The sequence below is a fragment of the Roseibaca calidilacus genome (genome assembly GCF_001517585.1).
Taxonomy (GTDB): Bacteria; Pseudomonadota; Alphaproteobacteria; order Rhodobacterales; family Rhodobacteraceae; genus Roseinatronobacter; species Roseinatronobacter calidilacus.
On record NZ_FBYC01000002.1, the window covers coordinates 15,766 to 36,584 of the forward strand.

11 protein-coding genes are annotated in these 20,819 nt (G+C 58.6%); all 11 read right to left on the reverse strand.

The features are described 5' to 3' along the window. Nucleotides 1-4: 4 nt before the first annotated feature. The 11 genes from AWT76_RS02555 to AWT76_RS02605 all read right to left on the reverse strand — a co-directional run bounded on the left by AWT76_RS02555 (nt 5) and on the right by AWT76_RS02605 (nt 20,658). The gene (locus AWT76_RS02555) at nt 5-733 is read right to left on the reverse strand and encodes a hypothetical protein (protein WP_072244769.1); all 729 of its coding nucleotides are present in this window, start codon (nt 731-733) and stop codon (nt 5-7) included. Next, on the reverse strand, nt 723-2,726 hold the full coding sequence (pglZ, locus tag AWT76_RS02560; RefSeq protein WP_072244770.1) for a BREX-3 system phosphatase PglZ: 2,004 nt from the start codon (nt 2,724-2,726) through the stop codon (nt 723-725). The genes AWT76_RS02555 and pglZ overlap by 11 nt, the downstream gene beginning before the upstream one ends. Beyond that, a complete protein-coding gene (locus AWT76_RS02565) occupies nt 2,723-5,536 on the reverse strand; it encodes a DEAD/DEAH box helicase (RefSeq protein WP_072244771.1) in 2,814 nt (937 codons plus the stop codon). Before AWT76_RS02565 ends, pglZ begins: the two co-directional genes overlap by 4 nt. Next, a complete protein-coding gene (locus tag AWT76_RS02570) occupies nt 5,533-8,298 on the reverse strand; it encodes a DNA methyltransferase (RefSeq protein WP_072244772.1) in 2,766 nt (921 codons plus the stop codon). Before AWT76_RS02570 ends, AWT76_RS02565 begins: the two co-directional genes overlap by 4 nt. A 35-nt stretch (nt 8,299-8,333) precedes the next feature. Next, nucleotides 8,334-12,059 (reverse strand): DUF6079 family protein, encoded by a 3,726-nt coding sequence (locus AWT76_RS02575; RefSeq protein WP_072244773.1) that lies wholly within the window; start codon nt 12,057-12,059, stop codon nt 8,334-8,336. A gap of 10 nt (nt 12,060-12,069) precedes the next feature. Continuing rightward, a complete protein-coding gene (gene brxF, locus AWT76_RS02580) occupies nt 12,070-12,528 on the reverse strand; it encodes a BREX-3 system P-loop-containing protein BrxF (protein WP_072244774.1) in 459 nt (152 codons plus the stop codon). Continuing rightward, entirely contained in the window at nt 12,525-13,421 is an 897-nt protein-coding gene (locus AWT76_RS02585; protein WP_072244826.1) for a BrxR family helix-turn-helix transcriptional regulator, read from the reverse strand. The genes brxF and AWT76_RS02585 overlap by 4 nt, the downstream gene beginning before the upstream one ends. A 174-nt stretch (nt 13,422-13,595) precedes the next feature. Then, the gene (locus AWT76_RS02590; protein ID WP_072244775.1) at nt 13,596-13,856 is read right to left on the reverse strand and encodes a WGR domain-containing protein; all 261 of its coding nucleotides are present in this window, start codon (nt 13,854-13,856) and stop codon (nt 13,596-13,598) included. 86 nt (nt 13,857-13,942) lie between these two features. Next, nucleotides 13,943-14,875 carry a DUF2493 domain-containing protein gene (locus AWT76_RS02595; RefSeq protein ID WP_072244776.1) on the reverse strand — a complete coding sequence of 311 codons (933 nt, stop codon included), beginning with the start codon at nt 14,873-14,875 and terminating at the stop codon, nt 13,943-13,945. Between the two features lie 368 nt (nt 14,876-15,243). Further along, nucleotides 15,244-16,275: a DUF7146 domain-containing protein gene (locus AWT76_RS02600; protein ID WP_072244777.1), complete on the reverse strand. Its 1,032-nt coding sequence runs from the start codon at nt 16,273-16,275 to the stop codon at nt 15,244-15,246. A gap of 3 nt (nt 16,276-16,278) precedes the next feature. Further along, a complete protein-coding gene (locus tag AWT76_RS02605) occupies nt 16,279-20,658 on the reverse strand; it encodes a bifunctional class I SAM-dependent methyltransferase/DEAD/DEAH box helicase (protein WP_072244778.1) in 4,380 nt (1,459 codons plus the stop codon). Nucleotides 20,659-20,819: the final 161 nt, after the last annotated feature.

Genomic DNA, 20,819 nt, shown 5'->3' on the forward strand with positions numbered 1-20,819 from the left:
CAGATCACGCTCCCAAGCGATCCTTCAGACCGACGATGCGGGTTCCTGCACTGTCTGCTCTCACTTCCAGAACATCAGACGACGAAAGCAAATAGCCAAGATTGTCACCAAGCGAGAACGGGAACATCGTCGGCTGACCTGCAAGTCCATCAAGACCCAAAGGGCGTCCAACATGCATAAGCAGTGCCGCGGAAAGCCACTGCACCGTCTCCGGGCTTTGGACCGCCATCGAGGGCTTCCGCGTCAGCGTTTTGCCATTCTCACTTTTGCTAAGCACGGACCAGTCGACCTGCGACTGTAGGACCATGTTGGTCATGCGGCGAGTGCCTTCTCGCTCGCCGTATATCTCCGCCATCCGCCTGTGTACTTCAGCAGTGGTGCAATCGCCTTGAATGGCCGTCAGTCGACCGACGATTTCGGCAACCTTTGCAAAGAAGGGATACACTGCGATGGCCATCCCCCAGGTCAGCACTTCGACTTGTGCATTCGAAACCTTGGCAAAGATGTCGACCCCTCTATCCGCCAAACCGACGACCTCCTCGCGCGGTTCAAGCCAGAGACGGTTCAGGACAGTCCGTGTCTTCTTCTTCGCTTCTGGCCCAGCATGAGCTTCCGTGAGGATCTGATCGAGCTCGCCAATGTCCGCAGCACCCGACCGTACCCGCAAAGCGGCCGCGGCCCAATCAAGGCGGATGAAACGATCAAAGCCGATCTGGGGCGCTTTAGGTTGCATTCTCTTCTTTCTTCATTCGGATCTTTACGAATGGGACAATCAGCTCTTCTACAGACATCCCACCGTGAGCGACAATTTGATGGCCTGCGGGGACAAAAGCACCCCGTCCTTCCGCATACAGCGGCAAGAAATCTGATGGCAGTCCTGTTTTTCCGAACTGGAAGGCGTCAATTTCCGGCGGAACAGATGAAGCAAGATCCTCGCTGCGATAAGCCCGAACTCGCTCACCCTTCAATTCGGATACAACGCCTTGACTGAGCCGCCCAATACCTTCCGCATCAACGTTGCCGTGGTCTGCTGTCAGGTAAATATGGTACCCATGCTGGCTAAGCATGGTGAATAGTTTTTCAATGAAGCCAGTTTCGCACCAATCGCGAATTTGTCCAGCGATCCCACGTTTACCCAGCATTGCGCCATGCACGATTTCATCGATCATGTCGACAACGATGCCAGCCACTTTTGTCGTAGGCCTTGACAGAGTTTCCTCTAATGCCGCCAGTTGTTCGGATCGTTTAAGCCCTTTTTGATAGGTGACTTCGGGCTTCCTCAGTCCATTCTCTTGCCAAAACTTAGACCAGAGTGATGGTTCTTGCGCTGTCGTGCCCATCGAACTCTGGAATTCGCGAGGCTTTAGACCAGAAAAAAGCGCTTGGCGAGAGATGGAAGTCAGTGTCGGCAGCCACGCGAAACACGCACCTTCATCTACAGAAAATTCAGAAACTCTCGCAGACAGATCCTCACGGATTTGGACCCACTGATCCAGTGCCAAGCCATCAAACACTACGAGAGCAATTCGATCTTCACCAGAGCTACGGCGCATAGCTAAATATCTTGGCACATGGTGCACCATCACAGGCGCTTTCGCGACGGGCAATGAAGGCAAGTCTGTGAAGTGCCGAAACACCCACTCCTTTAGCCGCGCATCGGCGTTCAGTTGCAACGTCCGAACCTGCTCCTGTAGGCCAGCAGCATCTGCGGCTTTGAGTTCATTGAAGCGATATATAAGTTCCGCCAGGCGACGGGCCGCTTCCACCCAGTCGCGATAAGGCGCATCGATCAATGGCATGTCGGCTGCGATCCTAGTCGCACCTTCTGACACCAGTCGGGAAAGTGCCTGCGGATCGTCGATCAATCCTACCCGTATCCAATCCGGTAAGTCTGCAGGTCGTACATGTACAGCTATGGGCTGAAGGACGCCCTCCAGAAACATCGTGTCAATAATGACGCGCACATCAGGATGATCGAATGGCACAATAAGCGCGTTATTTTCGTCTGCCGTCCAGTCTCCGTCCCTGCCGTAGGTCTCAACACCATACCGGACAACGAAGCGAGACCACGCATCTTGTAATGCCCGAACCATAAATGCCTTGGATGTCAGCAGTTCTGCGATTGGCAATGTTCCAAGGGAGGATTCTCTCAGGACCGCCGCAACGTGCTTTGCGAGATGTTCCGGGAGCCCGGTTCCGCGATAGTGAAGACGCAAAACTTCCCGCCAGAAATCTTCTGGCCTGCTTAGCAAATAGGGGCTGAGCCTAAAGATATGCGTCAGTATAAAATCCTTGGTTGCCCCTTCTCCAAGGGGTTGTGTCGTATGCTTCTGATATGATTGGAAAAGCGCTTCATGATGTTCAGCTTCAATCCTATGGACGACGCCGTAGTTCAGCTTGGGAAATAGATCAGCCAAACCCAGACTGACTTGGCGCGCCGATCTGATGTAGTCCCACGGGAGTGAATTGAGATCCGTCCCCCTTAGCTGCAAGACAAGCGCCTTGGCAGAACCATCTTCACCAGCATCCCATGCCGCACGGAAACGCTCTTCGTAATCGGCTCTGAACGATACTGAATCTTCGAAGGGGAGAACCTCAAATCCACGTTCACGAAGACCATGCAGAACTCGCTCTTCCAAGAGAAGGCCATCCGGATCCAAAGCGATCCAGAAACGGGAAAGATCCGCAGTGAATTCTCGTAGGATGCGGTCGGCCCACTCACTCATTTTCCATCATCCAGCGGTTCGCCAATACGCAGAACGAGAAGTGCATTAAGATCTGGGGAATAGGATGCTGCCGCACCTAATTTCGCCATTCGTGCAGCATGCTCGTTCTGGAGGCGTTTTCTACGAAAATCTCGAACCGTTTGAAGGCCGACCCTCCCAATCGCCTGGTGGCGAGCCTCGAAGGCGTACAGCGCCCGTGCACGCTCCTCGTCAATCCGCGTCATGTGCTCTGTGACCAGATCAGAAAACATCCGCTCGCCTTGAGAAACCGCAGCAGTTTTTGAACGGTCGAACAAGTCATCTGGGTCTTGTGAAGTATGGGGTTCGAACTGCTCGACCTGTTCAGTCAAGAGGACATCCCAAATACGCTTTGCCGTAGGTTGGAAGGCGCGCCCCTCATCATTGACGAATACCGACAAGAAGCGACGGCGGCTGAAATCATCAGCCGCAAGGCTGATTTCCCAAAGTGACCAAACGCCTTTTACACTATCAGGTAGTCCGGTTATGCGGACGGCAGGGACCGGTTGGCCGGAAACGCATCTTGGTAGGTCGGAAATCAGGGCCTGTGCCCGAGGATCTTCAAGCGTGACCCATTCTACATCAGGTCGGGCACCGGCCGTTCGCGCATCGAAGCAAACCGCGGGTGACTCGCTGCCATCAGCCCATCGTATCCGCCACGTGTCGCCATCTCGCGCAGCTTCTCCTCCACGCGCTGGCAGTCCGGTCGTAATTGCACGCTCCAGCCAAAACTGCGCCGGGTGATCCCGCCACTTTCGCGCGCCATCAGCATCCAGATCATGTCCATCTGATAGAAGATCGCTGCTCTTTCGACTGTCGACCAGCGTGGATCGAAGCTGGGCCAGAACCGCATCGCATTCCGTTTCGATCGACGCGGGGTCTTGAAGTCCCTGAACGAACAACTCGTCGAACAAAGGTTCTGCTTCTACCGAATCCATCACATCAGCAACTTTATCGACGCCGAATTCTTCCGCGATCACTGCGAGCTTTGTTTCGAGTACCTCTCGGACACGATGCTCGACGGTGTCTTCGAGCACAAAATTGATTGCCCGCACAATATGGGGCTGCCCAATGCGATCCACTCGACCAATCCGCTGCTCAACACGCATAGGATTCCACGGCATATCGAAGTTGACGATGATGTGGCAAAATTGAAGGTTAAGGCCCTCGCCGCCGGCATCCGTCGAGACTAAAATACGCACATCACTGGAAAAAGCTCGCTGAGCGCGGCCTCGCGCTTCGAGATCCATACTCCCGTTAAGCGTAGCAACCGAGAAGCCCCTGCTCTCAAGAAAATCCGCGAGCATAGCTTGCGTTGGAACAAACTCGGTGAACACCAGAACCTTCAGCTCTGGATCGTTTTCTTCTTGTTGAATCTTGTAGATCTGCTCCAGGAGCGCCTCGGCCTTGGCGTCAGTCCCTTGTGCCTCAGTTTCGCGCGCAAGAAAGAGAAGCGCTTCGACATCTTTTCGTTCATCGCCCAGGGCTTCAAATGCCACGGCAACGTCGATCTGGTCATCACCCGTCAGCTCATGCCAGTCTCCAACACCTTCCGTAGAAAAAAGCTGCAACTGACGATGATCGTCATCCAGAGCAAGAAGCCGCTTTTCCAAAGTCGCTCGAATAGCCGCAGTGCTGGATGTCACCAACCGCTGCATCAGGATCATTAAGAAACCGATGTGGCGTTGCTTGGATGCCATGGCCTGATTGTAGCCGTGGCGAACATATTCAGTGACTGCTTCGTACAAGCCCTGCTGCGCGCTGTGGCGATCCAGCCAGGCGACCGCTTGTGTACGTGTCACGCGCGGCTTGAACAACGGTTTACCTTCGGCATCAATTGCCAATCGTTTTTCGGTCCTGACGACAAAAGGACGGACACGATCACTGGATATGCTGTTTTCATTCGGAAATGCGTCACGATCGAGCAGCTGCATCAGCCGGTGAAACTGGTCCGTTTTTCCTTGATGTGGCGTTGCGGATAGAAGCAACAGGTATGGGGCAGCTTCCGCAAGCGCTGCGCCGAGCTTGTACCGAGCGACTTGATCAGTGCTGCCGCCCATACGGTGAGCCTCGTCAATGATGACGAGATCCCAGGATGCGGAGACCAAATCTTCAAAACGTTCACGGTTATAGGTGCTGAGTTGCTCTGCACTCCAGCCGCGCCGACCTTCGAGCGGCTTTACAGAATCCAGCGAACAGATCGCCTGGTCGTGCAGCCGCCAGAGGTTCTCCTCGTCATCGCGAAACTGCCGGTATGCAGAAAGCTCTGACGGCTCGATGAACTGAAAGTTCTCGCCAAAATGCAGGCGCATCTCTGCCTGCCATTGCCGCACGAGACCTTTGGGCGCGACGACAAGGATCCGCTTGGCCATGCCCCGCAGCTTGAGCTCGCGCAGGATCAGCCCAGCTTCGATGGTCTTGCCGAGCCCCACCTCATCCGCAAGCAGATAGCGAATTCGATCCCGGCTCATGGCGCGGTTCAAGGCGTAGAGCTGGTGCGGCAGGGGAACGACGCTCGACTGGATCGGCGCCAGAAGAAGGTTGTCTTCGAGGGCATCCAGAAGCTTTGCCGCAGCGGCGGTATGCAAGATCTGATCGACTGATGGTCGGACGGCTTCGAGCGGCCCTAGGTCGCGCGACCTGGCGCGGACGACGGCATCCTTGCCCGGCAGCCAAACCCGGTATGAGGTCGCGCCCCACATTTCCTCTCGGTCCACAACACGGCAGGGTGCGGCATGTCGTTCATGCCAGCACCACGTGCCAATGCCATAGTCTTGGGCGGCATGCGTCACGCATCAGCCTCCGTGCGGGTCAGCGCCTGGTCGTACCAGAGCAAGAGCTTTTCATCCTCTTGCAGCGTCTCGTCAGGCAGCTTTTCGGCGATACCGATGATCGTCTTGTAGTCCTTGGTTGCCCAGGCGGTCCTGAAACCGGCGCGCAGCACCTCGAGACGAGACTCCTTCAGCTGGCGCTTGGTCGCGGTTTTGTACGCCTCGAACTCTTTCAGCAGCGAGCGTTCGCGCTTCTGCTCGAGATCCTTCGCCTTGTTCGGGTCAGGCACGAACCAGCGATCCTTCGCCTTTGCCTTCAGGCGCGGGTCTTCCTTTTCCAGTCCACGAAGATCCTTGAAATTGGTCGACAGATAGCTGTGGATCTGGCTCGGCACGTCGCCGGACCCATCGAAGCGCAGGAAGTTTTCATCCAGCAGAGCCGCAAGCTCGGGCCTTTCTTCATGCTTTTTCCAACCGGCTCCGACCTGGGTCGTAAAGTCCGGATGCACTTCTTGATAGGTGGAGGGACGTTTACGCAGGAAATCCGTCAGCCAGTCGATGGCCGAGCGTTCATCAGAGACAAAAAGCTCCATCTGCGGTGCTTGGGCGGCTTGGGCGCGTTTCCGGTCATACTCAGCGACCTGTTCGGAAAGGAAAACCATCCCATCACGTTCTGGAAAGCGGTTCCGCAAGCCATCAAGGAACTCTTCTGTAGAGAGCGGCACCGGGAAATCATGGCGGACAAACCATGCAACCATACGGTCATAAATCCGTCGAGGATCCCGCTCAACCACAAATTCCAACACCCCGTTTTTCGACTTCGAGATAGAGAGTTGACGCAAATGTGTCTGTACAAAGTCCCATGCAGAATCTGGCGCTGCGCCCCGTTCTGCCAAACGCTGCTCAAGCCCACCGTTGGGTTTGTAGGCGGAGATCACCAGATCTTGTTTGACGGCCGTCGTCGAGGTGACCTGACGATAGCTGCCTTGGAGCTTGTCCAAAGCGGTTACCTCGGCCACGACGAAACCCGCTTGTTGAAGTGCAACTTGGATCGCATTCCAGACAGACGCCTTGCTGTTCGAGAAAACCACTGTCATCCAACGACCTGGCTTCAGAACACGGTAATATTCCGCAAAGCAACGCTGCATGAGGTGCTGGTATTCTGGAAGCGCTTTGCCTTTAAAGTTGTCCATTATCGCTTCTGGCTTGGCATCAGTCGTTACGCCGTGCCAAGATTCAACCAAAAAGTTGAGATCTGCGTAAAAGATGTTCGCTCCAAAAGGCGGATCAGTGAATACGTAGTCGATGCTGTTATCGCCAAGAGGCATACTTGCTGCCGTTCCCGTTGAAATGGCCGCAGCTTTCCCGCCAGTTCGATATCCCCGAAATGCTTTCTCAAGTCGGTCAAGTTTGCCGGTCAGGTTGTACCAAGGGCTGCACTCGGAGTGTTGGGACGCCACATAGTAGACGCCATTAAGGGCACGGTTTACCTGAGAGAAGTGAGTCGGGCTGTAGCGGTTCAGGACAGAAAAGCCCCAGATGGACTGCTCAACCATGAAAAGGAGAATGTCTCGTGTTCGGTTGTCGGTGCAGCTTTGCGCTTTTTGCCAAAGCAGCCCCATTGCTTGGGCAGCCCGTGGCAAAAAGAAGTGATGGACATTCGAGAATCCCTTTGGGGCTATTCGTGAACCGTGATACATTTGTTCAATTGGAAATCGAACAGTAGGCATTTCCGGCGGCAACGGAAGGTTCTCGATTTTAGCGAGAGTTTCGAGGTCCCCTTGGTCCAGTTTCTTTTGATATTTCTTCTTTCCAACCGAATACGCGATAAATGACGGTTTGAACTTAACTTTTTGCCAAGGTGTATTTGTTGCTGGGTCGATGCGTGTTTCCATAACCCGCTCAAGCTTGTCCTTGTTGAGAGCCGCACCACAATGAGGACAGGGAAAGGAGTCGCGCGTTCTGTTGTCGTCATCTAGGGCTTCATCGATAAAATTGACCTCTCCCGCACATTCCGGACAGGTGAAGATTTCGCTCCAAACGGTAAACTCGATCCTGCCCTTTGTTTTTCCGTCTGAATGGAGCGTCTCATACATCCAACCAATGTCACGCTCGACATCGCGAAGTAGTTGCTTTCCTTCCTTGGCGAAGGCGTCAACATCGAATGGCAAGTTATAGTTGGCACCGATGAACGTCGCAGCGGGTGACAGATCATTCAGCACTGCACGTCGCGCACCCCATTTCGGTGCGGGCGTTCCAGCCTTCTTCCACTCCATCTCCAGTTTGTGGCGATAGGCAGAAGGCGCGGTTCCGCACCACTGTGCAGCAACGCCAGTCATGCCTGACCCCGCAAAACCATCTAGAACGATGTCGCCCGGTTCGGTAAAATGCAGAATAGACGGAACGATAGCAAGGTGGGGCACTTTCGTATGGTAGCCATGGGCCTTGTAGATCGCATCGGTTTTTCCCACGGAAACGTCGATTGCCATCGGTTCACGGGCGTATTCAAAGGCGGGATCATACTGCTTGCCGTAGTGCTCGACAAAATCGGCCAGCCAAGGATTTGGACATGCCGTGTAATAGGGTGGATCTGACATAGCGAGGATCGCGTCATCGGTTCCCTTCGGAAATCCCTCCTGAGCGCGGAATGCGGGATCTTGGAGCTTTTCCGCGAGCAGCTTCTGAAAATGCTCTCGCCGCGCATCGTCACTTGGAAAGGTCATGCCAAGGCACTCGACCGGTCCGCCGCTCTTGCCACCATCCATCTTCATCTGCTCTGTCATGTGTTTGTCTCAGTTCAAAATGGGTTGGCGGTTGATCATTCGACCACAAAGCGCAGCTTTGTGGTGTCTTTGCCCTTGCAGCGGTCGGTCAGGAACGCCTCGAACCGCTTGCGCAGATCCTCGGGCGTCGCAGGCGAGCCGCCCTGGAGCAGGGCCTGGCGGATATCGCCGCCAGAGACGACCACCTTGTCGAGCCCCGACAGGGCCTCTTGCACCGCGTTGATGAACTCGGGCGTTACAGGATCGGGCAGCGACTTGGTATCGACAAAGCCGGTGACGATCTTGCGGGACCCTTCCTTCAGCAGCTCAAAGTTCGACTGGATGATCGGATCCTCGAGGTTGTCGAGAAGCGTTTGCACCCAACCGTCCAGCAGCTGATCGAGTTCGTCATCCAGCTGCTTGAGCACATTGGCCGCGGGCAGCATGTCACCTTGTTCATTCGCCGGGCGAAAATTGCAGTGCGGGCAAACCGGGCTGGCCGCCAGTTCAGAGTCGATCAACGAGGCGCAGCTTTTCAGCTTGTCGAGCTTTTCTTCGAACGTGGTGAGCTGGCTTGTCGGCATCAGCGAGATATTCGCCAATGCCCGCATGGCAACGAGGCGGGAATCCTTACGCAGCGAGGTCTTCGTCTTGTCCTCGGACACCCCGAGACGCGCCTTGCTGTGCAGGCTGACGTAGGCCGTCACGTAGTCCTTTTTAAGCTTGCTAAGGGTCTGCCGGTGGTCTGAGCCATTCTGACTGGTTCGGCTCGTGGACAGGGCCTCAAGGACCTGTTTGCGCGTATCCTGGGCCTGCTTCACCCATGCATGGTCGGACGGCAGCACCATCTCGGCTTGGCCAAGATAGCTTGCGGTGTTCCCAAGTTCGCCAATCAGGCCGTTGAGCCCCTCGACGGAGTTCAGAATCTCGAGGTTCTTCGTCTGGGCTGCGATGTCAGCAGACCCAATGCGTAGGTTCTTGAGCTTTCCGACAGTGTTGTAGGGCGATAGGCTTTCCGAGAATGCCTTGAGCTCATCGAGCTTTGATCGCCAATCGCGGATCTCTTCGTCACGTAGCAGCGGCTGACCCCAGAAGCTCAGCCGGTTCGCCATGTCGGTGGAGGCGGCAAGCACCCGTTTCGTGAGCTTACTGACCTCCTCCTGAAGCGCCTTGACCGGCTCGTCCGAGCCTTGGGTGGCCTGCTGCGCAAGCCCTGGTGGCAGTTCCAGCATCTCAAACAGGGACCGCAACACAGCGACGTTGATTTCCTTCGGGGCTTCAACGTGTTTGAACTGTTTCAGCTCCTCAAGCGGACGATCAGCAAGCAAACTGATCTTGCCTGAATCGATCTTGTCGCCGGCAATCGCCAAGACGATATCACCCGAATAGACCAGAGATCCAAGCACAGCGACCAACAGGTCGGTTTCGAGCCGGTATTTATCAGGGCTGAAATACTCGTCCTCCATATTGCCAACCAGCAACTCGCTGCGGTTGAGCACCTGTCCGTGTCCCTTGGCCTTTAGTCGGGCTAGAACTTCTTGTGCATACCGCGATTGGACAGGATCAATACGATCCCCGTCCAGCATTTCGAGGCCATCGAGAACGATCACAGCATCCTTTGTGCGGTTGCTACCGCTCAGGGCACGAAGAGCGTTTCCGATCAGTTGCTTTCTGTTGGATCCCGTGACTAGCGCAGAGAACGTTGGGTACTCCGGAGAAACATCAGAAAAACGGCTGCTCAACGCGATCCCTGCGATTACGTTGACAACATCGCGGAAGTTGATGCGCTCATCAGGCCCCAAGCGAGCTTTGTCCCGAAGGGAAATGCCCTTGGTCCAGTCTCGCAGTGTTTTGGATTTCCCCTGAAACGTGACCTCGAAAGCCTCAAGCTGTTTATCCTGCAACCACTTGCCCATCTCGCGCAGCGTGTCCCGAACGCGGTCAAGGTAGACCCCCTTCGCACCACCACTTGCGGTCGACGCAAGCTCCTGCGCCGCCGCGTAGAAGCCGAGCAATCGCTTGATCGTGTCATCCGGCGCCTTCAGGCGAAAGAACACCTCATCAGCCTTCTGTTCGTCGCGAAAACGCGGTGGATCAAATGGTTGAATGAAATATAGATAGAAGTCCCTTTCCGGCTGCGCAGTGGGTCTGTCGTTAGGAGCACCAAAGAACAGATAGCCGATCCGTTCAACGCGGCGTTCCTGCCACTCAATCTGATATTGCCAAATCTGATGTCCCGTCACGTAGCTGGATTCGTCCGTGCGCTCCATGAGTTGGCGAATGGCCCCATAGTAGGCTCGATCGAGAGCATCCTCGGACAATGCTTCTGCGCGCTTCTCGATTTGGGCGTCGTAGTCCACGTCCTTCTTCAGATCGAGATAATATTGCTCCGTGTCCGGTGCCTTCGATATGAACTGACCATTTACGGTTTTTAGAGTTTCTCGCAGCGTAGTTTGCACCGCTGTCAGCAGATCATCAGATGGATCCCCACCCATATCTTCAATGCCAGGCTGGAAAAGACACAGCGTATCGCGCAGTTCCTCGGCCGTTGGACCAACTGGCACATAGATATCACCGCCAGTAGTCAATCGATGGACGGAAAGACCATCAATAATGCGTAAAGCCATTGGCTTATAGGCTGGGCGACTGAAAGCCTTGGAAACGCGTTCTGACAGTACTTCGGATACTTTAAGCACCGGCCCGATGTTTGGATCAGAGCGAAGAACGGAATTCGTTGCGACCGTCTCCCAGAACTTGTCAAAACCTATAAGTCCAGGACGGTCCGAGGGAACTTCATCTTTCAGGATTGCCTGGATCTGATCGCGCAACGTGACCAACGCACCCCGCTTTTCTGTAAAGACCAACCGTTCGAACGTCCCGATGTAATCCGGGTGCACAGGGAACAATCGCACATATTCGTCCATGCGCTCGTTCATTGATCCATAGAATTTAGAAAACGGTCCAAGATAGGCGCGAATCTTGTCCTGCTGATCTGCAGACTTTTTCAAAAGCCGCTCGGCGACAACAAAGCTTACATCTTGGCGGGCCAACAGAACCTGCGTGAACCGGTCTTTCACGCGACGCAGGCTGTCTGCCACATGCTGGAAGCGACTGCTGTCAAAAATTGCCTCTTGAACACCCGCCACAAAGCGGAACCGAAGGTGCTTGGTCACCTCACCGATCTCTCTCAGGAACGAAAGATCCAGAACCAAATCGTGGTCTTTGCGCGATCGCAGGTATTCAAGAAATTCATCCACGACCAAAAGCACACCTTGGTCGGGGTGAACCTCCGCGAATGCCGACATCATCTCTTCAAACGCGGCTTTGTTGTTGATGACTTTGTCAGCCGGCGGGAAAGAGTATGCCACGCCCTGGTTTTCAAGGAAAACCTCAAGCTGTTGCGTTATGATGTCCCGCAGGGACATTTGACTGGAAATCTCGATCCGATGCACCTTGAAACGGCCGGCGATCGCCTTGGCAGCTTCCGCGACTTGCGGATGTTGGATCATTGGCACATACGAGGCATCTTCGGCGACGAGTGACAGCACGGACATCAAATGGGACTTACCAGTCCCGTAGTTGCCAACCACAAGTACTCCCTTGTGATCAACGGCCTCGTCAAACGAGATTTGAGGTATCATGAGCTTTGAAATCCGGTCGGCCATGTCATCGGAGATGACATAAGTCGATACCAGCTTTCTGGCTTCATCAGGACGATTAGCGTCTAGCAGCTGAATAACTGACTCAATGGGTTCAAATTGGATGAGATCGCCGTAACGCATTGTCTTCCTTTCAATTAACTCTGAACGGGACCAAGCCATCACAGCCGTAGTCTTGATGTTCTGGGTGTCCTGTCGTCGCATAGGACAATCTGTTTTCCGCTAAAGAGCCGGGCCAAGCAGCTATGACGCGTCGCGCCTGAGCGTGCCGCCTAAGCAAATCAAGTGGGCTAAGCCGCAAGCTCTTGTCAAATAGCAGCTCGAGGTTGTCCAAGAGCAGGAGGCCGTTGGACGTGAAATCATCGGCCAATTCCTTCAACAGATCGGCTGCCTGCAGATGTCTTCTCGGACCCGGAATGGTGAGCAGCTCACGGCTCAGTAAAGCACCAACGTTGAGGATTTGAAGCTGCCTGCGTCTGGCCAGCTGAGCGAGTAAATCGCTCTTTCCAGAGTTTGGCGGGCCAATCAGTAACAGCAGCTTGCTGTTGACCACGGCAAGATCCTCAACAAAGCGATCAAGTGATTGGATCATGCGCCCATACCTCCAACCGCTGACCCAGATGCACTTGGGAAAGAAAGCCCAAACTCAGAAGAGTTCAGCAGGACGATCTGCTGATCTTGCGGTCGGCGCGCTGCTGGATCTGTATCAAGCCCTAGCCGTCTCAAAGCATAATAGAGTAGCGCTCGTCGGACCTTAATCTTCGCCTTGCCGCCTCGCATACCGTAGTCAAGGGAGATCACCTTGGCCTGCGTTTCCGAGAGCGCCGGGTGTGGACCGACTTCTAATACGACTTCAGCATTCCAATCACTGTCATCGTCTGGTGACACAAGGCTCTCTCGCGACTCACGTATTTCAATAATTCGCGAAAGCAGAAAATCTTTGAAGCATTCGCCAATCTGGCAATATGCCCGTGTGTGCCAGCGAAACCCGTCAAACGCGATCGCATGTGGAGCAATCCAGCGCCAGCGCGCCTCTGGATTGGAAAGTGACTGATACTTGACCTCGATTGCCTCCGCACTTCGAATTGCGCCTATGACGAAACGGAGTGTCACAGGATCGACCCCGCGCACGGGTGTCGGGGAAGCCGCGTAGGCCGGTAGATCGGCAATCCACGAATCCTCTCGGTCGAGGATGCCATCGGCAACTGATCTCAACTGAGCCAAATAGCGGCTCGCGTCCGGTTCAAGGAACTGGGGGGTGAACCCAGGACCACGGACATAGGTTCGAGCGCTCTTGTCATAGACCATATTGTCCGGTGCAAAGCCGATATAGCGGTTCAGATCCATGGAAGCCTGGTTCACGGATACCCCGAACTGAGCCATCAGATCGCTGCGGTTAACATGCCCGTCCCAGAACAGGCGGAACTCTATGAACTCGAGACGTTGCTCAACTCCCCAGCGTAAATCCGACTTGTCGTTGGACACGACTTCCTCCCCAAGACCACTGAACGCATTGAAACTATGCGCACCCAATTACTGGGCTTGCGGTGACCGTAGAGACTAGATCGCAGTTTTTCAACGTAAATCACGCAGAACCATTGCAATGACAGGCACTTTGAATCGATGCCGATGCCGGGTGTTTTGTCCGGATGACGTAGATCAGCCGACGTAGCCCCGCCGCTTCTTCGCCGCGGCAAGCTTCATCAGCGCGGTGACGGCGCGCCCTTCATCCGGATGCTGCTCGATCATCATCTGCCCGCGCGCGCCGATGCGGCCCCATTCACGTACGAGGCTCGCCCCGCCGAAGAGATCGGGCTGAATGCTCAGCCGGTAGAAGCGACGCATGTTGCGCGCCGGATCGATCCGGCGCATCTGCACGTCGGTCGGGAAGACATCGAGCTGGATCGGGCTGTGGTACATGTAGTGATCGACTGAGGTTTTCTACACAATATCAGGTGGAAGTGTGCGCTTCCACCTCGATTTCCCCGCGAGGGGAAAAAGGGGGCTCACGCCCCCTTCTCGAACTTCATGACCGGGATGCCGAGCTTCTTGGCCTTGTCGGCGAGGTTCTCCTGGATGCCGGTGCCCGGGAAGACGAGGACGCCCACGGGCAGCACCTCCAGCATCGCGTCGTTGCGCTTGAAGGGCGCGGCCTTGGCGTGCTTGCTCCAGTCGGGCTTGAAGGCCACCTGCGTCACGCCGCGGGCCTCGGCCCATTTGGCGGCGATGAGTTCTGCGCCCTTCGGGCTTCCCCCATGCAGAAGGACCATGTCGGGATACTTGGTCCGGACCTGATCGAGCTTGCCCCAGATCAGGCGATGATCGTTGAAGTCGGTTCCACCGGTGAGGGCAACCTTGGGGCCTGCGGGGAGCATCACCTCGGTTTCCGCGCGGCGCTTGGCGGCCAGGAAGTCGCGGCTGTCAATGAGCGCCGCGGTCATGTGCTGGAGGTTCACCATCGAGCCGGTGCGGGGGCGCCAGGTCGATCCCGTGTGATGGACAAACTCGGTGGCGGCGTGATCGCGCATCATGTCCATGCAGTTGCGCCGTTCGATCAGCGTCAGGCCTTCGGCCGTCAGGCGCTCGAGTTCGGTGGATTTCACCTCGGAGCCGTCCTGCTCGCGCTGGAGGCGGCGCTGCGCCTGCTCGTTCTCGTCAAGCGACCGCTCGATCCGGGCCGTGGCGCGGTGGAAGAGGTTGACCTGGCCCCAGAGCACCTCTTCGAGGTCGGGTTCCATGCGGGTGTCTTCCAGGGTCGCAACCAGGGCATCGAAGATGTCGGCGACGGCGACCGCTAGGCGCTGCCCATCGGGCATCGGACGCGGATCGGGCTCGTCAAAGGGACGGTAGCCATAGAGCTGCAGCTCGTCGAGCGCATGGGCGGTCTGGGATGCGGTGTGGGCGGGTTCATACGCGTCGTCGTGGGTGTGGATCGTCATCGGTTCTTGCCTCCGGGCCTGTCTCGTCCGCGCGACAACCCGCGCGGCCTTCATGGGCAGCTCTGAGCCGTCATGGCGGACGCCCCTTCACCCCCTCTTCGGGGCCGAAACGCAGTGGAGGAGGGCGGCAGACAGGCTATTTGTTTCGCGATGCAAAGCGGGGGCTCGTCCCCCGCGGCGGAAATAGCCTGCCTGCCGCCCTTGAGGGGGCGGACCCTTTGACGGCAGCACGCCCATCTCTTGAAGGCCGTGAGGGTGTCGGGTGGATGAGATTTACCCGGGAAGAGGCAGAGGTGATGATCCCTAGCCGCGACAGGACTGCAGGGACCCTGCCCCGCACTCCCGAACCGCCCCTTGCGCGATGCAGCTCAGCCGAACAGGCGCTGCCGATCCTCGGGCCCGATCTGAATGGCCAGATGCTCGTGCAGCGCGTCCGCGCCGTGCGCCCGGAGATCATCGTTGAAATCCCCGAGACGCGGCTCCAACACCCGAACGGCAATTCCGACCTCGGTTGCTCTGGCGCTCAACCTCTCTGCCGCGCGTTGCCCGGCCGGATCGCGGTCTATGGCGATGTAAAGGCGCTGCAGCCCCTCCGGCAGCAGGACCGCCCCGAGGTGACCCGACGAGAGAGCCGCCCAGACGGGAAGGCCGGAGGCCGCCTCGGACAGGGACAGCATGGTCTCGATGCCTTCGCCGACCACGAGGATGTCGTCATGCGGGGTCAACCTGACAGCATTGCCAAGGAGGTGACCCATGGCACGCCGCTGCGTCTCGACATCCGCTTTCCCCTGACCGTCAAGAGCCAGCCAGGTGCGATGCACACCCTGCAAAGCCCCTGCCCCATCGGTGACCGCGGCGATCAACGCCGGTCTGGGGATGCTCCGGGTCTGGCCCTCATCTCGATGCCAGCACTTCGGGTGGAAGCGCAGCGCGCTCATCGTGCCGCCTTGGGTGATGCCTCGGGAGCGGAGGTAGGTGTCGGCAAGCGTGCCTGCGACCGGCACCGAGGCTGCAAACAATCGCGCCGCCGCCGCTGGCGTGCCACCGGGGGCTTTGGCCTTCTTCGGCACTGGCGTATTCGGGAGGACCGGCTGGGGACGGCCAAGATGCGCCCGGGCCTCGGCCAAGAGATCGGGAAAGCGCGAGATCCCGGTTCGCTCGCGGATGATGTCGAGAAGATCACCATGCAGTCCCACCGCCGCATCCTGCCACTTTCCGCGCGCGCCCGGTCCTGATGTGGGTCCGGTCAGCCGCACGAAGAGCGAGCGGCCGGGGTTGTTCTGCAGATCGCCCACGATCCAGTAGGACCCTTCCCGCCGTCCGGCGGGAAGGTAGGCGCGACACACGCTCTCTGCGTTCTCCGCCAGAGCGCGGATCACATCTTCAGTCTCGGAATACATGGCTCAGCACCCTCCACGCGCATGTAGTCCTGTCACGGGACAACGTGCAAGCAGACGATCAAGCACTGCGATGCCGCTGGAGTCTGCTGGGCAGAAGAGCCGCAGCTTCCAGGCGATGATCTCCGAGAAGAACCCATCTGCCTTCAGCCGGTCCTTGGCGGCACCCAAAAAGCCCGACAGCTCGATCCGGTTGACGCCCATGACGCGCGAGCGGTGCAACTCCATCCCTTCGGTCAAACGCACCACGGTCTTGCCCTCCAGAACGAGGGCATGGACCTGTGCGGCTGTCAGTTTCGGCGCATCATCCGCCAGCGTGGTCGCGACCCAAGACGGCGAGACGCGGCGACCGATGATGCGCTGGCCATCGTCGGTTTGCAGTCGGTAGACGCGGGTCTCATCCTGCGGCAGTTGCTTCCAGATCGGCAGCAAGAGCCCCGCCACGATATGCAGCGTGGTTTCCGAGAACTCCGGCACCTCGGCCAGTTCCGCGGACCACGCGGCGGTAAAGTCCGCGCGATCTGCCTTGAGCCAATGTGTGTCTTCCATGATCTTCATAGGCACGGTGCTGGCGTCAGTCGGGCGGATCAGCCGCAGGCGGGGTTCGATGGTGCCGTCGTCCAGCATTAGGCTGGTGGCGGGCACCTGCACGGCGGCCCGACCCGATCGGCTGTTGACGAGAAGGCGAGCCTTGGGATCGTCGAGCCAGTCGAGCGCATCCGCGAGCGAGGTCGGCGTGTTGCGGCGCTTTTCCGCGATGGTCAGAAGCTGGGTTTCCGCGCCGGAGCCGGGATGGGTGTAGATCACCCGCGCATCCGTGACGCGAAAGCTTTCGGCGCGCAGCGTCTCGAGCCCGAGGTCGTAGACCCCGGCGGCGATGGCCCCCTCGATCCGTTGATCGAGAAGTTCTTCAAAGGCAGCGAACAGCACGGCCTGCATGTCGATCGTCAGCGCGAGCAGGCGATTGAGGAAGGTCGTGATCGGCGGCAAGTCGTCTTTCAGACCGTTGTCATCGGTCAGGCTGAGACCGGTAGCGTCCTCGAAGGCCCCGAGCGAACAGCCCGCCACATCGCCGCGATAGATACGGCGGTAGAGTTGGCGGAGCGCGTCGCGCGCGTAAGGGCTCTCGAGATTGTCCTCGGGCCGGAACAGCCCCTGCCCGCCGGTCTGGCGCTGGCCGCGCGTGATCGCCCCCAGCGTGTCGAGGCGGCGCGCGATGGTGGAGAGGAACCGCTTCTCTGCCTTCACATCGGTGGCGACAGGACGGAACAGCGGCGGCTGCGCCTGATTGGTGCGGTTGGTCCGGCCGAGGCCCTGGATGGCTGCATCGGCCTTCCAACCGGGCTCAAGGAGGTAGTGGACCCGCAGACGCTGGTTCTTGGCCCCAAGATCGGCGTGGTAGCTGCGCCCTGTGCCGCCCGCGTCGGAAAAGATCAGGATGCGCTTCTGGTCGTCCATGAAGGCTGCGGTTTCCGCGAGGTTTGCCGATCCGGCCCGGCTTTCGACGACGAGCCGTGCCGAGTGACCCTCCCCCTTCCTCACGATGCGGCGCGAGCGGCCCGTGACCTCGGCCACGAGATCGGTACCGAACCGCTGGACGATCTGGTCGAGCGCCCCCGGCACGGGCGGTAGTGATGCCAGCTTCTCGATCAGCGTATCCCGCCTGCGAACCGCCTCGCGGCATTCGACGGGCTGGCCATCGCGGACGACCGGTCGGGAAGACAGATTGCCCTCGCTGTCGGTGAAGGGCTCGTAGAGCTGCACCGGGAAGGAATGGGCAAGGTAGTCGAGGACATATTCCCGCGGTGTGATGTCGACGCGGATGTCGTTCCACTCCTCCGTCGGGATCTCTGACAGGCGGCGTTCCATCAGCGCCTCTCCCGTCGAGACGATCTGGATCACCGCTGCATGGCCTGCTGCCAGATCGGCGTCGATAGCGGCGATCAGGGTGGGGGTTTTCATGGAGGTCAGCAGATGGCCGAAGAAGCGCTGCTTGGCGGACTCGAAGGCCGAGCGCGCGGCGGACTTGGCCTGCCGGTTCAGCGTGCCGGCATCCCCCGTGATGTTGGCGGCCTCCATCGCAGCGGCAAGGTTATTGTGGATGATGGCGAAGGCCCCGGCATATGCATCATAGATCCCGCGCTGCTCCGGCGTCAGCGCATGTTCCAGCATCTCGTATTCGACGCCGTCATAGGATAGCGAGCGCGCCGTGTAGAGGCCAAGCGACCGCAGATCGCGGGCCAGGACCTCCATCGCGGCAACGCCGCCAGCTTCGATAGCTTGCACAAATTCCGCCCGCGTCGAAAACGGAAAGTCCTCGCCACCCCAGAGCCCGAGGCGCTGCGCATAGGCGAGGTTGTGCACCGAAGTCGCGCCGGTGGCGGAGACGTAGACCACGCGGGCATTGGGGAGCTTGTGCTGCAGACGCAGGCCCGCCCTGCCCTGCTGCGAGGCCGTGACATCGCCGCGCTCGCCCTTTGATCCGGCGGCGTTGGCCATGGCATGGCTTTCGTCAAACAAGATCACCCCGTCGAAATCAGCCCCGAGCCAGTCGACGATCTGGTCGACGCGGGACTTTTTTGCGCCCCGCTCCTCGGATCTCAGCGTGGCATAGGTGGTGAACAGAATGCCTTTGGTCAGCGGAATGTCCTTGCCTTGGGCAAAGCGCGCCAGCGGCGTGACGAGCAGCCGCTCTTGCCCCAAGGCAGACCAGTCGCGCTGCGCATCTTCCAGCAGCTTGTCGCTTTTGGAAATCCAGAGTGCCTTGCGCCGTCCCTGCGCCCAGTTGTCGAGCAGAATACCGGCGGATTGGCGGCCCTTGCCAGCCCCGGTGCCATCGCCCAGGAAGAAGCCACGGCGGAAACGGACGGCGTCAGCGGCATCGTCGGGCGCAGCCGAGACCATGTCGCCGGTTTCATCGACAGTCCAAGACCCCGCGAGATACGCGCCATGTGCTTCGCCCGCATAGATCACCGTTTCAAGCTGCGCGTCAGAGAGCAGGCCACAGCACTTGACGGCAGCGGGCAGCTTGGGGCGGTAGCTGGGTTTCGGAGGCGTGACAGATGCCATGGCCGCCGACTGCACCAGCTTCGTCGGGTGCGGTGCCGCGCCGGGAATGTCGATGGCCTGCAGCCGGAAGGTCTCGTAGATCGCGTCAGATAGGCGCGCGGTATTGGCATCCTCGGTCGCATCGCGCTGCGTATAGGCCAGATCTTCAGCCTCGATTCGTGCACTGGACTGCTGGGGCTGGGCCGCAGGGGTCGCGCGCGATGTGCTGATGGCCGTGCGCGTGGCGCGGGCAGGATTTTCCGAGAAGGAGGAGGTGGTGCGATTTGCTGCCGCTATGTCAGGGTCCAGCGCGAGGCGTGGGGGGACACTGGCTGAAATCTGTGAAAGCAAAACGGAGACATCGGGCGATATCGGGCGCGCCAGATCGGCGGTGATGCCACCCGCCTCACCGCCCCGGCATTTGTCGAAGACCGAGAGGCGGGTTTCAAAGCTGGTGCCGTGCTTGGCGAAGGCGGCACCGGACACCGCACCCGTAAAGACCAGATGCGCGGATTCGGTCAGGCGGGTGAAGGGCTCGGCCCAGGCCAGGGCATCGGGCGCAAAGCCCGCACCAGTGATGGCGACCAGCCGTCCGCCGGGGGCCAGGCGCGCGAGCGCCGAGCGCAGATGCCGGGCTGTCGCCTCGGTGGTGCGGGCGTCGACATTGGCCACCGCCGAGAATGGCGGGTTCATCAGGATGACGCTCGGGCGCAGCCCCGCGTCGAGATGATCGTCGATCTGGGCGGCGTCGAAGGTGGTGACCGGACGGCCCGGGAACAGGCGACGCAGAAGATCGGCGCGGGTTTCGGCCAGCTCGTTCAGCGCGAGGCTGCCGCCCGCGATCTCGGCGAGGATCGCCAGAAGCCCGGTCCCGGCCGAGGGCTCCAGCACAAGATCGCGCGCGGTGATCTGTGCTGCAGCCAGTGCCGCCAGCCCCATGGGCAGCGGTGTCGAGAATTGCTGGAACCGCTCCATCTCTTCAGACCGCCGCGTATGGGTCGGCAAAAGGCCGGACACCTTGGCAAGAATCGGCAGCAGAGCCGCGGGCGAGCCCGCCCGGGCCAGGAGCGCACGGCCGAACTTCCGCAGGAACAAGACCAGCGCTGCCTCGCCCGCTTCATAGGCCAGCTTCCAGTCCCAGGCGCCGGTCGCGTCAGAGCCGCCAAAGACGCGCTCCATCTCAACGCGCAGGCGCAGCGCATCGATCTGGAAACCCTGCGCCAGATCGGGCTGCAGCGCTTCGGCCACGCTCAAGATCGCAGCGGCCGTATCGAGGGACGGGATGGGGGCAACAGGCGCAAGCGCGCGCTCGGTCGCAAAATGGGCGAGATGGGTCATCGGGAAACTCCGGAATGAGGAACAGGATCAGGCCCGGACACCCTCTTTCGGGCACCCTCAGGCCTGACCTTCCCCGGCCATCCTCTTCCTCTCAAACCCCATGATTTCCGCAGGTGGCTTGCTTTTGTTCCTATTATGTTCTATTTTACGAGCTACGCTAA

Bases quoted from the DNA above. Each gene is read 5' to 3' on its own strand.
- AWT76_RS02570 (WP_072244772.1), bottom strand. From the start codon at position 8,298: ATGACAGAGCAGATGAAGATGGATGGTGGCAAGAGCGGCGGACCGGTC.
- pglZ (WP_072244770.1), bottom strand. From the start codon at position 2,726: ATGAGTGAGTGGGCCGACCGCATCCTACGAGAATTCACTGCGGATCTT.
- AWT76_RS02575 (WP_072244773.1), bottom strand. From the start codon at position 12,059: ATGCGTTACGGCGATCTCATCCAATTTGAACCCATTGAGTCAGTTATT.
- brxF (WP_072244774.1), bottom strand. From the start codon at position 12,528: ATGATCCAATCACTTGATCGCTTTGTTGAGGATCTTGCCGTGGTCAAC.
- AWT76_RS02555 (WP_072244769.1), bottom strand. From the start codon at position 733: ATGCAACCTAAAGCGCCCCAGATCGGCTTTGATCGTTTCATCCGCCTT.
- AWT76_RS02595 (WP_072244776.1), bottom strand. From the start codon at position 14,875: ATGACGATCCACACCCACGACGACGCGTATGAACCCGCCCACACCGCA.
- AWT76_RS02590 (WP_072244775.1), bottom strand. From the start codon at position 13,856: ATGTACCACAGCCCGATCCAGCTCGATGTCTTCCCGACCGACGTGCAG.
- AWT76_RS02605 (WP_072244778.1), bottom strand. From the start codon at position 20,658: ATGACCCATCTCGCCCATTTTGCGACCGAGCGCGCGCTTGCGCCTGTT.
- AWT76_RS02600 (WP_072244777.1), bottom strand. From the start codon at position 16,275: ATGTATTCCGAGACTGAAGATGTGATCCGCGCTCTGGCGGAGAACGCA.